General features: G+C 65.9%; 15 protein-coding genes. 9 read left to right on the top strand and 6 right to left on the bottom strand.

All coding sequences use genetic code 11. The annotated features are described in order from the left end of the window. Positions 1-102: 102 nt before the first annotated feature. Positions 103-549, bottom strand: coding sequence for a YdeI/OmpD-associated family protein (locus JOE66_RS16085; protein WP_205111151.1), 447 nt, complete (start codon positions 547-549; stop codon positions 103-105). A gap of 128 nt (positions 550-677) precedes the next feature. Here JOE66_RS16085 and JOE66_RS16080 point away from each other — a divergent pair, with 128 nt between their 5' ends. Together JOE66_RS16080 and JOE66_RS16075 are read left to right on the top strand one after the other, a co-directional pair. Continuing rightward, positions 678-3038: an acyltransferase family protein gene (locus tag JOE66_RS16080; protein ID WP_205111149.1), complete on the top strand. Its 2361-nt coding sequence runs from the start codon at positions 678-680 to the stop codon at positions 3036-3038. 158 nt (positions 3039-3196) lie between these two features. Next, the gene (locus JOE66_RS16075; protein WP_205111147.1) at positions 3197-4123 is read left to right on the top strand and encodes an AEC family transporter; all 927 of its coding nucleotides are present in this window, start codon (positions 3197-3199) and stop codon (positions 4121-4123) included. Between the two features lie 42 nt (positions 4124-4165). Here the strand turns inward: JOE66_RS16075 and JOE66_RS16070 are convergent, their stop codons facing one another. Continuing rightward, entirely contained in the window at positions 4166-5002 is an 837-nt protein-coding gene (locus JOE66_RS16070; RefSeq protein WP_205111145.1) for an exodeoxyribonuclease III, read from the bottom strand. A 143-nt stretch (positions 5003-5145) separates the two neighbouring features. On the opposite strand from JOE66_RS16070, the gene pyrE reads away from it, so the two are divergent. The 5 genes from pyrE to JOE66_RS16045 all read left to right on the top strand — a co-directional run bounded on the left by pyrE (position 5146) and on the right by JOE66_RS16045 (position 9328). After that, complete coding sequence (gene pyrE / locus JOE66_RS16065; RefSeq protein ID WP_205111143.1) at positions 5146-5694, top strand: orotate phosphoribosyltransferase; 549 nt, start codon at positions 5146-5148, stop codon at positions 5692-5694. A gap of 213 nt (positions 5695-5907) precedes the next feature. Next, complete coding sequence (locus JOE66_RS16060) at positions 5908-6507, top strand: septum formation family protein (protein ID WP_205111141.1); 600 nt, start codon at positions 5908-5910, stop codon at positions 6505-6507. Between the two features lie 39 nt (positions 6508-6546). Further along, positions 6547-8487: a DUF2207 domain-containing protein gene (locus JOE66_RS16055; protein WP_205111139.1), complete on the top strand. Its 1941-nt coding sequence runs from the start codon at positions 6547-6549 to the stop codon at positions 8485-8487. 47 nt (positions 8488-8534) lie between these two features. Then, entirely contained in the window at positions 8535-9020 is a 486-nt protein-coding gene (locus JOE66_RS16050; RefSeq protein ID WP_205111137.1) for a nucleotidyltransferase family protein, read from the top strand. Continuing rightward, positions 9017-9328 (top strand): HepT-like ribonuclease domain-containing protein, encoded by a 312-nt coding sequence (locus tag JOE66_RS16045; RefSeq protein WP_205111135.1) that lies wholly within the window; start codon positions 9017-9019, stop codon positions 9326-9328. Before JOE66_RS16050 ends, JOE66_RS16045 begins: the two co-directional genes overlap by 4 nt. A 13-nt stretch (positions 9329-9341) precedes the next feature. Here JOE66_RS16045 and JOE66_RS16040 read toward each other — a convergent pair whose 3' ends face one another. From JOE66_RS16040 to JOE66_RS16030, 3 genes are all read right to left on the bottom strand, one after another. After that, positions 9342-10142, bottom strand: a complete 801-nt coding sequence (locus tag JOE66_RS16040; protein WP_205111133.1) for an HAD-IIA family hydrolase — start codon at positions 10140-10142, stop codon at positions 9342-9344. A gap of 187 nt (positions 10143-10329) precedes the next feature. Further along, on the bottom strand, positions 10330-11220 hold the full coding sequence (gene ypfJ, locus JOE66_RS16035; protein ID WP_205111131.1) for a KPN_02809 family neutral zinc metallopeptidase: 891 nt from the start codon (positions 11218-11220) through the stop codon (positions 10330-10332). 121 nt (positions 11221-11341) lie between these two features. Further along, positions 11342-11677, bottom strand: coding sequence for a hypothetical protein (locus JOE66_RS16030; protein ID WP_205111129.1), 336 nt, complete (start codon positions 11675-11677; stop codon positions 11342-11344). Positions 11678-11788: 111 nt separating this feature from the next. On the opposite strand from JOE66_RS16030, the gene JOE66_RS16025 reads away from it, so the two are divergent. Beyond that, complete coding sequence (locus JOE66_RS16025; RefSeq protein WP_205111127.1) at positions 11789-12523, top strand: metal-dependent transcriptional regulator; 735 nt, start codon at positions 11789-11791, stop codon at positions 12521-12523. Positions 12524-12560: 37 nt separating this feature from the next. On the opposite strand, the gene JOE66_RS16020 is transcribed toward JOE66_RS16025, so the two are convergent. Next, the gene (locus JOE66_RS16020) at positions 12561-13901 is read right to left on the bottom strand and encodes an Nramp family divalent metal transporter (RefSeq protein ID WP_205111125.1); all 1341 of its coding nucleotides are present in this window, start codon (positions 13899-13901) and stop codon (positions 12561-12563) included. Between the two features lie 245 nt (positions 13902-14146). Here JOE66_RS16020 and JOE66_RS16015 point away from each other — a divergent pair, with 245 nt between their 5' ends. After that, complete coding sequence (locus tag JOE66_RS16015) at positions 14147-14785, top strand: TrmH family RNA methyltransferase (protein ID WP_307827245.1); 639 nt, start codon at positions 14147-14149, stop codon at positions 14783-14785. Positions 14786-14810 lie beyond the last annotated feature (25 nt).

Genomic DNA, 14810 nt, shown 5'->3' with positions numbered 1-14810 from the left:
CCGCCGCAGTTTCGTGATGATCTGGAGGTTTTGTTGCGCGAACGCGCTGCTTTGAGCGACTAAAGTGCGTCTGCAGCCCGTGAGACGCTTCGGGCGTGAACGCTAGAGGGATCCCGTGGCGAGAGTGGCCACGGACTTCTCGATGCGCCGCCGGCGGGTCTCGGGTGTCTTGGCATCGTCGATCGAGACGGTGAGTCGGCGTTTGTTGCTGTACGAGAGCGAGTCGAAGAAGGTGCGGGCGGCAGGCTCGGCGTCGAGGGCAGCGGCGAAATCGTCAGGAACGGTCACTTCGCGAGGCTGGTCGTCGAGCACGAGGTCGACGTCGATCTCGTCGCCGGCCGCGATTCCTGCCCCCGAGCGCACCTCAGCGCTGACCGGCAGCATGATCTCGCCGCGATAGGGCGTCACCGTGCTGCGGTAGGAATACCCGTTGATCGTGACGTTCACGGCGTGACGCTTGGCGGTGCCGAGCGACTCGTAGACGTCTGTCGGTACATGGATTCCCGTGGCCGTCTTGCCACTGGCCCGCAGGGTCGTGCGAAATTTCATAGTCACAGGATAGGCCTCCGACTGTTCGAGCAGAACAGCTCCTCCACAACCGAGGGGAGCCGGTCGAATTGTGCACCGACGCCGGGTCGGAGGATACGTCAGGATGCGCCGAAGTACCATGGGGCGATATGAAAACCTCGAGCAGGCACGGCAGGTCCGGTGTGGGCACCGCCCTCGGCACACCCGGCACCACCTCCGCTCCCTCGCATTTCATGCCGCACATCCAGGGGTTGCGCGCGATCGCGGTACTCCTGGTCGTCATCTACCACTTCGAGCCGGGGCGCCTGACCGGCGGGTACATCGGTGTCGATGTCTTCTTCGTGATCTCCGGTTTTCTCATCACGCAGCAGCTCTCACGGGAGCTCGAGCGCACCGACCGCATCAGACTGCCGAACTTCTGGGCAAAGCGTGTGAGGCGGCTTCTGCCGGCATCGCTGCTCGTGCTCGTGTTCAGTGCGATCGCCCTGCTCGTCGTGATGCCGCTGAGCGCCCTCACCGAGAACGTACGCGAGATCATCGCGAGCACGTTCTATGTGGAGAACTGGGCGCTCGCAGCGAACTCGGTCGACTACCTGGCCGCGTCGAACGACGCGTCTCTCGTTCAGCACTACTGGTCGCTCTCGCTCGAAGAGCAGTTCTACCTGGTCTGGCCGATCCTGCTCCTGGGCGCCTCGGCGTTCGGGGTGAACCGGCTGCGCAAGTCCCGCACCGGTGCGCCCGCTTCAAGCGCTCCCGGTACCAGCCCGGGTCTGGGTTCAGCCCTCGGAGCGAGATTCGCGGCCAACGGCCGGTGGAACGCCATGATCACGCTGGTGGCGGCGGCGAGCATCCTGTCGTTCGTCCTGTCTGTGGTGTACACGAAGAACGACCCCGCTTCGGCCTACTTCGTCACCTACACCCGGGTGTGGGAGTTCGGGGTCGGGGCACTGTTGGCCCTACTGCCCCGGTTGCGGCCGACCCGCGGCTGGCTCAGCAACGCGCTGGGGTATGCGGGCATCGTCGCACTCTTGTATGCGGGGTTCACCTTCGACCGCAACACGCCGTTCCCCGGTTACGCCGCCCTGCTGCCGGTGCTGGGAACCGCTGCGATCATCGTTGCCCACCGCTCCACGCGGTGGTACGACAGTGGCCGGGTGTTGAGCATGCGGGTGCCGCGGTTCATCGGCGACATTTCGTATTCGCTCTACCTCTGGCACTGGCCGCTGATTGTGATCGCGCCGTTCGTTCCGGGTTGGGGGCTGTCGATCTACAACCGGGTAGCCCTGTTCGCGCTCGCCTTCGTGCTGGCGTGGCTGACGAAGAAGTTCGTCGAAGACCCCGCGCGGCGCTGGCAGTTCTGGGCTTCCCCTGCGCGCAGGCCCCGCCGCACCTTCGGCATGATGGTGGCCGGCATGGGCGTCATGACCCTGGTGATCGGCGGTGTGTGGGCGGTGCAGCAGCCCAAGTACGACGCGGCCGCGAGCGAACTGGCGGCCACCGTCGCGAGCCCGCCCGAGTGCTTCGGTGCCGCATCCGGGCCCGGCGCTGTCGTGAGCGGGTTCGGTGCGAGCGCTGCCGTGGCTGCGGCCGCGGCAGACGGCACCGTGATCATCGACAGTGCTGCTGGTCTCCCAGAGACGTCACAGCTGCCCGCGCCCGCGCCGACCACGCCTGGCTGCGTGAACCCGGCGCTGGCCGACACGATCATCCCGTCGCCCGGCTTCGGCAACGCCGATCGCCCGAGTCACCCGGAGTGCCTCGTCACACTGAACGACTCTGCGCTGTTCGCCTGCCATTTCGGTTCGAGCGACCCGGCGGCGAAGCGTGTGGCGTTGATCGGCGACAGTCACGCCTTCGCGCTGCTTCAGCCGTTCATCCAGCTCGCAAACGACAACGGCTGGGCGTTGACCACCTACATCAAGGGCGGATGCCCGTGGAGCACTGACCCGCTGCCCGGCAACGATGCCTTCTCGGCGTCGTGCGCCACCTGGCGTGCACACCTGTCGACCGAGCTCGCCGCCGTGCAGCCGTTCGACGTCGTCTTCACGGCTGCGCTCGCCGATGCGACGTCGCCCGGAGGTTCGCGTGACGGGACGGCTCTCGCCATCGGATTCAGTGGCGCGTGGGCCGAAGTGACGGCGAAGGGCACCCCGGTCGTGACCATGGTGGACAACCCTGTCTGGGCCGATGATCCGAACAAGTGCCTTCGCACCACGACGCCGGCAGCAGCGTCCGTCGACTGCGTCGAACCCAGGGCAGATGCTCTCGTCGCAGACCCGCCGGTTGCGATGGCAGTTGCATCGTCAGCTGCGGCCGGTGACAAGGTGATGCTGCTCGACTTCAGCAGCACGTTCTGCAGTGCGACAGACTGTTTCGCGGTGATCGGCGGGGCGAACGTCTACCGCGACCAGGATCACCTCACGAACACCTTCGCGACGACACTGGCACCGTATCTGAAGTCAGCACTGACTGCGGCCATGGGCGTGGAGCCCGGGTCGGGGTCGAAGTAGTGACCGCATCGCGAGCAGCGTCGCCTATGCCTACGCCTATGCCTATGCCGATGCCGTCGCCGGGCGTATCAGCTGTGTGCGATTCCGCTGGTTCAGACTCGGCTACTTCGGCCACCGCGATGCCGGATCCTGCAGCCTCTGCTGCGGCGAACTAGCGCATGGGCGGCGTGCTGACGGGCTTTGCGATCATCGGTTTCGTGATCGTGGTGGGGTACGTCATCCAGCGCATCAGGATCCTGCCCTCCGATGCCCCGGTAGTGCTGAATCGATTCGTCTTCTTCATCGCCAGCCCGGCTCTGCTCTTCAGTGTGCTGGCGAAAGCCGACCTGAGAGTGATCTTCTCATCGTTCCTGGTGGTGTCGATCGGTGCCGTGGCCGCGTCGTCGCTCGCCTACGTCGTGCTTTCGCGCATCTTCTTCCGCCGGGGCATAGCCGACACGACGATCGGCGCGGCTGCCTCCTCGTACGCCAACGCGAACAACATCGGCCTGCCGGTCTCGGTCTACGTTCTCGGCAGTGCCCAGTTCGTGGCGCCCCTGCTGATGTTCCAGGTCATCGTCATGGCGCCGATCCTGCTCGCCCTGCTCGACGTGTCGACCCGGGGCCAACTGTCGGTGAAGTCGATCCTGCTGCAACCCGTGCGGAATCCGATCATTCTCGGTTCGCTTGCAGGCTTCATCGTTGCCGCGAGCGGGTGGCAGATTCCGGATGCCCTGCTGCAGCCCTTCATCCTGGTCGGTGGTGCGGCGGTACCCCTCGTGCTCGTCACCTTCGGAATGTCGCTGGCCGGGCAGCGCCCCCTCCGGGCAGGCGCGGGGCGCACAGAGATCGTCACCGCCGCACTGCTCAAGAGCGTGCTGATGCCGGTCGTGGCATTGCTCCTGGCGCGTTACGTCTTTCAGCTCGACGGTGTGCACCTGTTCGCGGTCGTTGTTCTGGCGGCACTGCCCACGGCCCAGAACATCTTCAACTATGCGTTCCGCTACGACGTGGGTGTCGTTCTCGCGCGCGATACCGTGCTGGTCACCACGATCGCGTCGCTCCCCGTGCTGCTGGTGATCTCGGCACTGCTGGCACCAGCCTGAGCAGTTGGAGGTCGTGAGAGCACGAGCAGCGGTATCCGCGGGTCAGAAGACCATCGGCCGGTCATCGTCGTCTTCGGTGTCGACATCGAGGTCGACGACGACGGGCACGTGGTCGCTCGGTGCATCACCTTTGCGTTCGTTACGGTCGATGCGGGCATCGGTCACCAGGGAGGCGAACGGCGCCGAACCCATGATGAAGTCGATTCGCATGCCCTCGTTGCGGGGAAAGCGCAGCTGCTTGTAGTCCCAGTAGGTGTACCCGGTCGGCACGAGGGGGCGAACCACATCGCTCAGCCCGAGCGCCTCGAATTCGGCAAAGGCAGCACGCTCGGGCGCTGAAGTGTGGGTGCTGCCCTCGAAGACCGAGATGTCCCAGACGTCGGTGTCGAGGGGGGCGATGTTCCAGTCGCCCATCAGCGCCAACGGCTGTTCCGGATGATCGGCGATCCACCCGCGGGTCTCCGCAGCGAGCTGCTTCAACCAGGCCAGCTTGTAGTCGTAGTGCGGGTCGCCGAGCTCGCGGCCGTTCGGAACGTAGAGGCTCCACAACCGCACCCCGCTCACGGTGACACCGAGCGCACGCGCCTCGGAGGGGAGGGCCCCATCGCTGTCGGGCTTGCCGAAACCGGGTACACCCTCGAAGCCGACCGTGAGGTCCTCCATCGGGAGGCGGCTCGCGAAGGCGACGCCGTTCCACTGGTTGAGGCCGTGGAGTTCAACCTCGTAGCCGGCTTCGGTGAACGGCTCGTAGGGAAACTGCGTCTCCCGGCACTTGATCTCCTGCATGGCGAGCACGTCGATGTCTTCGCGCACCAGCCAATCGGCGACGCGGCCCACGCGGGCACGGATCGAGTTCACATTCCAGGTCGCAACACGCATGCCGCCAGCCTATAAGTTCTTTCCGCGCGCTCTCGTGAGGCCGCTGCGCCGAATCGAGCCGCGCGCACCGCGCGCACCTCGGCGCATCAGCCTCACGACACCCGCGACACGTGGGGTCGCAGTCATTCGCCTAAAATGGGGGCGTGACCCTCGCGCGCGAACAACTCATCACGTACATCTCCGACGAAGCGGTGTTCCACGGCGACTTCACCCTCACCAGCGGCAAGAAGGCGACGTACTACGTCGACCTGCGCAAGGTGAGCCTCGACCACCGGGTCGCTCCGCTGATCGGGCAGGTCATGCTCGACCTGATCGCCGACATCCCCGATGTCTTCGCCGTCGGCGGGCTCACGATGGGCGCCGACCCCGTGGCCGCCGCCATCCTGCACCAGGGCGCAGCACGCGGAGCGACGTACGATGCGTTCGTCGTGCGCAAGGAGCCGAAAGACCACGGCCGCGGCAAGCAGGTCGAGGGCCCTGACCTCGAAGGCAAGCGAGTCATCGTGCTCGAAGACACTTCCACCACGGGCGGCTCGCCGCTGAAGGCGATCGAGGCGCTCGAGAAGGTCGGTGCGATCGTCGTCGGTGTCGCTGTGGTCGTCGACCGCAACACCGAGGCCCGCGAACGAATCGAGTCGGCCGGGTACCCCTACTACTACGCGATCGGGCTCGACGACCTTGGTTTGAGCTGAGTCGGACGGGTCCACGATTGCCTCAGCTGCGGAGATCCGTGTCGACGGATTCATCTCCTGCCGACGGTCGCCGAGGCGACGCACGCAGCGCGGGAACGAGCACAGGTGACAGTGCCACCAAGACGTCTCGCGGCACGTGCGCACTGAGCCAGGCGCAAGGTGAGTGAGGCGCCGCGCCGAAGACGCCGCCAGGGGCCGGGGCGAGCCTGGCTGATGCCCACCGGAGTGGCTGCCGTCGCGGTGCTCGTGCTGGGCGGGCTGTTCTTTCTCGGCACACGGCTGCCGGGCATCCTGTCGCCGGTCGCAGCGCCAAGCGGTACACCGACGGTCGTTGAGACCCCCACGCCGAGCCCGACGCCCACGCCGACCTCGACTGCCGGCCCGCAGCTGGCCGGGAGCTACGTGTGGAACGAGCTCCGCGGTGGCGAATGCATCAGCCCCTTCACCTCGGCGTGGCAGCAGAAGTTCACCGTCGTCGACTGTGCCGCGGCTCATTCTGCCCAGGTCACCAGTCGAGGGTCTCTCGGCGACGATCCGGCGGCCGCGTTTCCAGGTCAAGCCGGTGTCGCCGCGCAGCTGAACCTGCTGTGCCAGCAGTCGGGTGCATTCGACCCGGCGCTGCTGGCGGCGTATCCCGACGTCGTCTGGCAGGCCGCCTACCCCGTCACCGACGCACAATGGAAGGCCGGTATGCGCGACTACTACTGCTTCGTGAGCCGCACCTCGAGCGGGCCGATCACGGGGAACTTCGCCGCCCCCGGGTTCGCTGTGCCCGCTGTGCCCGCTGTGCCCGCCACGCCGTCCAGCGAGTAGAGTCGAAAGCTGACAACTGCTCGCGAGAAGGGTGTGCCGATGAGGGTTCCACGAGGCATGCGGGGCCTGCGGGCAGCGGTTTCGACGATCGGTGTAGTCGCACTGATCATTCTTCTTGGCGCGCCTGCAGCTGCGACGGCTTCGGTGCCGGCGACCGTGGCCCACGCATCGGCGTCTGCCGCGAACACCGCGACCGACCGCCCTGCCGTGAGTGCCGTGCGGGGTGACGTCAACGACTTCACGTTCAACAGCTTCGCCGGCGACTACACGCTCGGCCGCGACTCCGCTGGGCGTGCCACGCTGACGACCGTCGAGACTCTGGATGCCCAGTTCCCCACTTCGAACCAGAACCACGGCATTCTGCGCGCCATCCCGCTCAAGTACGACGGGCACCCCACCGATGTGAGCGTTGTGTCGGTGACCGATGGGTCGGGAACCGCTCGCTCGTATTCGACCGACACGCAAGACGGCCTGCTGCTCCTCACCATCGCGGCACCGGACTATGTTCACGGCTCGCAGGTCTACGTGATCACGTACACCCAGAACAACGTCGTGCAGTACTTCTCCGACACGAATGACCAGGAGTTCTACTGGGACACCAACGGCACAGCGTGGAAGCAGTCGTTCGGCAGCGTCACGGCGAGCGTGCATGTCGCGGCTGACCTCGCCGGCGCGTTGAACGGCATGACCTCGTGCTACGTTGGCGCGCAGGGCTCGTCGCAGACCTGTGACATCAGCGCAGCGGCCGATTCGACACCGGACGAAGCGGTCGACGGCACCGTGTTCCAGACCTCGGCCAACAACCTGGGCGCCGGCGAGAACCTGACCGTCGCGATCGGGTTCGCCCCGACCACGTTCACCCTGCGTGACAACTCGTTCTTCGCCTCGGGCGCGGCCATCGCCGAACTCGTGTTCGCGCTACTGGCTGTGCTGGTGGCGGTCGGGGCGATCATCCTGCGCCTGACCCTGCTTCGGGATGCACCGGGTCGCCCCACTACCATCGCCGAGTACACCGTGCCGAAGGGCGTCAACCTGCCAATGGCCTCTGTCGTCAGCAAGACGACGAAGCGGGCACCAGCTGCGTCGTTCGTCAGCCTTGCCGTGCTGCACAACATCCAGATCGTCGAGCAGGAGAAGGAGAGTTCCGGTTTGTTCGGCGGCGGCGGCAAAACGTACTGGCTGCGCCTGGCAAGTGTGGAGGGGCTCGACGCCACCGAACTCGACCTGGCGAGGTTGCTGTTCGGCGCTGAGCTGCAGGTCGGCGCCTGGAAGCAGATCGAGAAGCAGGATACGGCTCTGAGCAAGGGCATCTATGGGCTCATGCAGTCGACCCGCAAGGCAGCGATCACCGAGGGGTACATTCGCGGCGGCACCAACCTCATCAGTTCGCTGTTCGCTCTGGCGGTCATCCTGTTCGGGGTTCTGGCGTTCTTCACGGGCACGGCGGCGATGAACGACGACTTCGGCGGAGCCATTCCCTTCGCGCTGCTCGTCGCCTGCGGACTGTCGCTGGTGGTCGTCTTCACCGCGGCGTTCAAGAAACCGCTCACTGCCAAGGGGTCAGAGCTTCGCGACTACATCAAGGGTGTCGAGCTGTACATCCGGTTGGCGGAGAAAGACCGTTTCGCCATGCTGCAGACGCCCGAGGGGGCGCTCAAGACGCAGGTGAATGCGCCCGACTGGGGCCAGGTTGTGAAGATCTACGAGAAGCTGCTGCCGTACGCGGTGCTGCTGGGTCTCGAAGACGAGTGGGCGAAGGTGCTCGGCACCTATTACGAGAGCCTGGGCTCGCAACCCGACTGGTACTCGGGCAATTCCGGGGTGTTCAACGCGGTGCTCTTCGCCTCGGCGATCAACTCGTGGTCGAGTGTCGTCGACTCGAGCCTCGCCGCCAGCACGTCGAGCAGCTCGAGCGGCGGCTCCGGGGGAGGCGGCTTCTCGGGTGGTGGCGGTGGCGGCGGCGGAGGCGGCGGCGTCTAGTCCTGAAGTCCGCTCCCGTATCCGCTGTATCTGATAGCATTTGCTATATGAGTGAAGAAGCGGTGATCGAGCGGTTGCGAGCGGATGCCCGGCAGTCCCTCGAGCTCCACGAGCGGTCACGCAGCCTTCTCGTGGGTGCCGTTCGCGCCGGCGTCTCGGCGGGGCTCTCGCAACGAGATATCGCTGCTGCAATCGGCCGCAGTCAGCCTGAAGTTTCTCGACTCCTCCGCTTTCACGGTACATCGGTGCTCGGCCGACGCTTGAGTGAGAATCGCAAGAAGATTCTTGAAATCACCGCAGTTCACGGGGTTCGCAATGTACGCATCTTCGGCAGTGTGGCGCGCGGAACAGATACTGCCGCGTCAGATGTCGATCTCCTCGTAGACATACCAGACGGTATCGGCCTGTTCACCCTTGCGCGCATGGAAGATGACATCTCCCGGATCGTTGGAGCAGGTGTCGATCTCATTCCGGCGCGGAGTCTCCGAAGGAACCTCGCCGGTCAGGTGCTCAGCGAAGCGATACCGCTGTGAGCAGATCAGACGCAGAGTTGATCAGTGACGCTCTCGACCACATCGAGGCGCTCAAGCGGCACGTTGCCCGATCTGATATCGAAGACGACATCGTGGCCGATGCTGTCAGTCTGCGCTTGGCAGCGGCGATTGAGTCAATTTCTCAGACGAGCGCAACATTTCGTGAAGAGACCTTCGGCGATGATTGGAAAGTCATCTGGGCGACTCGAAACCGCATCGCCCACGGTTATGCCTTTATCGACATCCGACTCATCCTCGACACAGTGGCGAACGATGTCCCAGAATTCGAGCGCAAACTGAGAGGTTGACTCCGCGCTTCGGTCAGATCTCGTCGGACTCGACGGGGTCGGGGGAGAGCAACTCGAAGACGCCCTGCAGGATCTCGTCGGGGCGGAACGGGTACTTGTCGATCTCGGCCTGGTCGCTGATGCCGGTGAGAACCAGGATGGTGTGCAGCCCCGCCTCGATGCCGGCAACGACGTCGGTGTCCATGCGGTCGCCGATCATCCCGGTGTTCTCGGAGTGGGCGCCGATCTTGTTGAGCGCTGAGCGGAACATCATGGGGTTGGGCTTGCCGACGACGTAGGGCTCTTTGCCGCAGGCCTTGGTGATCAGCGCGGCGACCGCCCCGGTTGCGGGCAGCGGGCCTTCGGTGCTCGGCCCGGTCGCGTCGGGGTTGGTCACGATGAAGCGCGCGCCCGCCGAGATGAGGCGGATGGCGCGGGTGATCGCTTCGAAAGAGTAGTTGCGGGTCTCGCCGACGACCACGTAGTCGGGGTTCGTGTCGGTGAGGATGAAGCCAGCCTCATGCAGGGCGGTCGTGATGCCGGCCTCGCCGATCACGAAGGCCGAACCGCCGGGCTTCTGGGACTTGAGGAAGGCGGCCGTGGCGAGCGCCGAGGTCCAGATCGACTCTTCGGGCACTTCGAGCCCCGACGCGAGCAGCCTGGCGCTCAGGTCGCGAGGCGTGAACATCGAATTGTTCGTGAGAACGAGGTAGGGCTTTCCCTCGTCGCGCCACTGCTGCAGAAGGGCGGCGGCACCGGGGAGGGCCTGGTTCTCGTGGACGAGCACGCCGTCCATGTCGGTCAGCCAGCATTCGATTTCGTCACGACGAGACATGGCGCTCCTTTTAGATGCTCTCAAGCACGTGATCGCGAGACCGGCAGGTCGCGCACCGTTGCTCACCTCCCAAGGGTACTGCGAGTCACCTGGGCGTTGTTGTGGCACGGCAGTGCATGCGCCATGAGCCCGCGGCCCGTCGGAGGCTGGTCTCAGCGATGCAACCCACCGTTGATGCCTGCTACGTTCAGAGCTGCGAGGCGTCGACCCCGAAGGTGTCACAGGCCGCCGCGCCGGAGGTGAATCCCGTCTGGAACCACCGCTGGCGTGACTCACTCGACCCGTGCGTCCATGTCTCGGGGTTCACCGAGCCACCAGACTGCTGCTGGATCCGGTCGTCTCCGATCGCCGAGGCGGCGTTCAGTGCGTCGGCGATCTGCTGGCTGGTGAGCGGTTCGATGAACGACACTCCCGACGCATCGGTGGTGGTGGATGCTGCGGCCGCCCACGCCCCGCCGTAACAGTCTGCCTGCAGCTCCGTGCGCACAGAGTCCGAGCTCGCGCCGGTTGCGGTACGGTCGGTGCCGTCGAAGGTTCCCGCGCGCTGCTGGATGTGGTGGCCCCACTCGTGAGCAACGACGTACATCTCGCTGAGGGTGCCGCCCGAGGCGCCGAACTGGCTTCGAAGCTCGTCGAAGAAGGTCGTGTCGACGTAGATCGTCTGGTCGACCGGGCAGTAGAACGGGCCGGTCGCACTCGACGCCTGGCCGCATCCCGTGCTCGTGCCGCCCTCGAAGAGCACAAAGTCGGCCGGGCTCTGGTAGCTGACCCCGAGTTTCGGCGCCTCGACTGCCCAATACGCATCGAGCGAATTGGAGGCTCCCACCATGAGGCAGTCGACCCGAGCGTTCGCATCGGCACCGGTCTGGCAGTCAAGAGCCTGCTCGGCTCCCTGTGAGGTTGAGCCGGAGCCCTGCTGGATGCCGCCCGCCAGCCCGGTCAGATCGACTCCGAGAAGTTGTGACAGCAGGAACAGGCCGATCGCAACGACCGCCCCGCCACCGCCGACGGCAATCCCCGTTCGGCCGCGTTTGGAGACTCGGCTCGAGTCGAGTTTGGAGTTGTCGTTGAACGTCATACGAAGAACGCTAGAGGCAGCACGCGAGCGCTCGCATCCACTTGTGCCTGACGCACGCGTGGGTTATGACAGCCAGGTACGGCTGCCGGAGCGCCACCCGGAGAGGGCAATCGCCGGGTGGCTACGTCAGACGGAGGGTGGCCCCTCCGCCGATTTCGATGGGAACGACGGCAACGTCGGTCGTGGGCGTGATGAGCAGCAGCTCTACTCCGCGGCTGTGCAGGAGGGGCACGAGTTCGGACTCGCCGCGGTCGACGATCCTCTGCGCGCGCCTGCGGAAGATCTCCGTCATCACGGCGGTGGCCAGGTAGTCGTTGCCGTTGAGATGGATGGTGTGGGTGGGGACGTCAGTCGCGCTCGCGGGAGTGGGCACGTCGGAGGCCTGTGGTGAGAGCTGAGCGGGAGTGGGAGAGGGCCGCGTGGCCCGGACGGGATGAACGGTGCGAGGTGATGCCATGATCGAAAGTTTATTTTTGCTAACTATCTGGCGGCAGGGATTGAGATTTCAGCTCGGGTGTGCCGGGTGATCTCCGATTCTTCGCCGGGTGACTCTCATTAGACTTGCCGCATGCCGCTTTCCGACCTCACGAATGCTGCACAGGACTACCTGAAAGTGATCTGGGCGGCGTCTGAATGGCCAGGCGACGACGCAGCATCTCGAATCACGGTCAAGCACCTCGCTGAGCGCACGGGTGTCAGTACAGCGACGGTCTCCGATGGCATCCGCAAGCTCGCCGGGCTCGGCATGGTCGTCCACGAGCCCTACGGCAGCATCGAGCTCACCGATGATGGCCGCGCGGTGGCCGTCGAGATGGTTCGCCGCCACCGGCTCGTCGAGACGTTTCTCGTCGAGGTTCTCGACTATGCCTGGGACGAGGTGCACGACGAGGCCGAGGTGCTCGAACACGCCGTGTCGAACACCATGATCGCCCGCATGGACAGGGCGCTCGGGTATCCGTTGCGCGACCCGCACGGCGACCCGATCCCCTCGGCCGAGGGAGCCTCGCGCCCGGCCGAAGCTGTTCGGCTCGACACCCTGCGGCAGAGTGCATTTCGGCTGGGCGACGCCGTGCCCGGGCATCCACTCGTCGTTCTGCGCATCTCTGACGCCGACCCGATTGTGCTTCGATCGCTCGGCGAGGCCGGCCTGGTTCTGGATGCCCGGCTCAGCGTCTGCGAACCCCGACCCGAACGCGAACCCGAGTCCGAATCCGGCGAGGTGTGCGTGCGATTGGAGTCCACCGAGGCGTGCGTCAGGCTGAGTCGAGGCGGCGTCGAGGCGGTCTGGGTTACGACGGGCTGAGTTACGACGGGTTTAGTTACGACGGGTTGAGGCGGCCCTAGCCGCCCGTGCCCCCGGCGCCGCTGATCGTCAGCACGATGAGGGCGACATTCAGCGCGACGATGAGTGCGGCCACGACCCAGCAGGCGATGCGCAGGGGGAGCCGATCGGCGAAGGGGCCCATGAGCATCCGGTCGCCGGTCAGGCGCACCAACGGAATCAGTGCGAACGGAATGCCGAGGCTCAGGAAGACCTGCGAGAGCACGAGCGCCCACGTCGGGTTGACCCCGAGGCCGAGGATGAGCAGCGCAGGGATGAGAGTGATGACGCGGCGCACCAGGAGCGGCACGCGGAATTTCAGGAGGCCCGCCATGATCGTGGCGCCCGCGTAGGAGCCGACCGAGGTGGAGGCGAGGCCGGAGGCCAGGAGCCCGACCGCGAAGATCACGCCGATGACCGGGCCGAGGGCGGCGACGATGGCTGCGTGGGCGCCGGCGATGGTGTCGGTGCCCGAGACACCGCCGAGGTTCGCTGCCGCGGTGAGGAGCATGGCGATGTTGACGGCGCCGGCGAGCAGCAGCGCTGCCGCGACGTCCCAGCGCGTCACGACGAGAAGGCGGCGGATGGCCGAGAATTCGCCCGTCGAAGGGGTGAACGGCTTCGGAGTGAAGGCTTGGGGCGTGAACTTCTTCGAGCGGGCACGGTAGGCGTCGAGCGAGGGTCCGTGCCGGTCGCGGGCGAGAGAGGAGTGCAGGTAGATCGCGTGCGGCATCACGGTTGCCCCGAGCATCCCTGCCGCGAGCAGAACGGTGTCGGGCCCCGCGAAGTGCGGCACGAGGCCTGCGGCGGCCTGGCCCCAGTGCACGGGGCTGACGAACAGGCCGGCGAGGAAGCCGAAAGCGATGATGGCCAGCAGAGTGATGATGACGGTCTCGAAAGGGCGCTGCCCCTGGCGGGACTGCACAGCGAGGATCGTCATCGAGATGACGCCGACGATGAGGCCGCCGAGCAGCAGCGGCAGGCCGAAGAGCAACTGCAGGGCGATGGCCCCGCCGATGACCTCGGCCAGGTCGGTCGCCGCCGCCACGAGTTCGGCCTGCACCCAGAAGGCACGCCTGCCGCCGGTACGCATGCGGCGCCCGAGAATCTCGGGCAGGCTCTCGCCGGTGACGATGCCGAGTTTGGCCGACTGGTACTGAATGAGCATGGCCATGCCGTTCGCCGCCGCCAGCACCCAGACGAGAAGGTAGCCGTAGCGGGCACCCGCCGTGAGGTTCGCCGCCACATTGCCCGGGTCGACATAGGCGATGGCGGCAACGAACGCCGGGCCGAGCAGGAAGATGATGCGCGTCGGGCGCACAGAAGCGGGTCGATCGCGCTCCGTGGTCGCCTGGGCCATGCTTCATCGTAGCAATCTTCGGGAGAAATGTTAGACGCGTCTAACATTTCGACACCATGGCCGCTGGCTGCGCTCGGGGGGCCCGCGGGATCGATCTGACGCGACACGCCGTTTCACCCGCACGGACGGGGCGTGTCGGGTCAGGTCGATCGATGTGGCAGTCGCACCGACCTATGGTGGGGTGAGCCGGGCGATGGATGACCGGCAATTGTGGGCCCGCAAGCGACACCGGCTATCGTGGTTGGGTGCCAGATGCCAAAACGAATCCCTCGGTCGAGCTCACGACCAACGGGGTCGGCCCCTGGCAGGGCGAGCATCCGGTCGACGCGCACTACGACCCCGAGCTGCTCGAACGCGGGGACTCGCGAAACGTCATCGACCGGTACCGCTACTGGTCGATGGCCGCGATCGTCGCCGATCTCGACGAGCACCGGCATCCCTTCCACGTCGCCATCGAGAACTGGCAGCACGACATGAACATCGGGTCCATCGTGCGCAGCGCCAACGCGTTCGGCGCCGACACCGTGCACGTGATCGGCCGCAAGCGCTGGAACCGGCGCGGTGCGATGGTGACCGACCGCTACCAGCACATCCTGCACCACGAAACCGTTGCCGACTTCGTGGCGTGGGCGGCGAAGGATGATCTGCAGATCATCGCGATCGACAACGTTCCGGGCAGCGTGATCATCGAGACCTTCGCATTCCCTGAGCGCTGCGTCCTTCTGTTCGGCCAGGAGGGCCCCGGCCTGTCGGAGGCCGCGATTGCGTCGGCCAGCTCCATCGTCGAGATCAGCCAGTTCGGGTCGACCCGGTCGATGAACGCCTCGGCCGCTGCGGCCGTTGCCATGCACGCCTGGGTGCTGCAGCACGTCTCGTTCGGCTGAGCCGAGCGCGGAGAAAGGGGGCGAT

Origin of the sequence: Subtercola frigoramans, from assembly GCF_016907385.1 — a bacterium.
Taxonomy (GTDB): domain Bacteria; phylum Actinomycetota; class Actinomycetes; order Actinomycetales; family Microbacteriaceae; genus Subtercola; species Subtercola frigoramans.
Note: the sequence above shows the minus strand (reverse complement) of the source record. Positions and strands in the feature narration are given on the sequence as shown.

What these genes read in the sequence shown, in the direction of transcription:
- JOE66_RS16085 (WP_205111151.1), bottom strand. Translation starts at nt 549, where the DNA reads ATGAAATTTCGCACGACCCTGCGGGCCAGTGGCAAGACGGCCACGGGA.
- JOE66_RS16080 (WP_205111149.1), top strand. Translation starts at nt 678, where the DNA reads ATGAAAACCTCGAGCAGGCACGGCAGGTCCGGTGTGGGCACCGCCCTC.
- JOE66_RS16075 (WP_205111147.1), top strand. Translation starts at nt 3,197, where the DNA reads ATGGGCGGCGTGCTGACGGGCTTTGCGATCATCGGTTTCGTGATCGTG.
- JOE66_RS16070 (WP_205111145.1), bottom strand. Translation starts at nt 5,002, where the DNA reads ATGCGTGTTGCGACCTGGAATGTGAACTCGATCCGTGCCCGCGTGGGC.
- JOE66_RS16060 (WP_205111141.1), top strand. Translation starts at nt 5,908, where the DNA reads ATGCCCACCGGAGTGGCTGCCGTCGCGGTGCTCGTGCTGGGCGGGCTG.
- JOE66_RS16055 (WP_205111139.1), top strand. Translation starts at nt 6,547, where the DNA reads ATGAGGGTTCCACGAGGCATGCGGGGCCTGCGGGCAGCGGTTTCGACG.
- JOE66_RS16050 (WP_205111137.1), top strand. Translation starts at nt 8,535, where the DNA reads ATGAGTGAAGAAGCGGTGATCGAGCGGTTGCGAGCGGATGCCCGGCAG.
- JOE66_RS16040 (WP_205111133.1), bottom strand. Translation starts at nt 10,142, where the DNA reads ATGTCTCGTCGTGACGAAATCGAATGCTGGCTGACCGACATGGACGGC.
- ypfJ (WP_205111131.1), bottom strand. Translation starts at nt 11,220, where the DNA reads ATGACGTTCAACGACAACTCCAAACTCGACTCGAGCCGAGTCTCCAAA.
- JOE66_RS16030 (WP_205111129.1), bottom strand. Translation starts at nt 11,677, where the DNA reads ATGGCATCACCTCGCACCGTTCATCCCGTCCGGGCCACGCGGCCCTCT.
- JOE66_RS16025 (WP_205111127.1), top strand. Translation starts at nt 11,789, where the DNA reads ATGCCGCTTTCCGACCTCACGAATGCTGCACAGGACTACCTGAAAGTG.
- JOE66_RS16020 (WP_205111125.1), bottom strand. Translation starts at nt 13,901, where the DNA reads ATGGCCCAGGCGACCACGGAGCGCGATCGACCCGCTTCTGTGCGCCCG.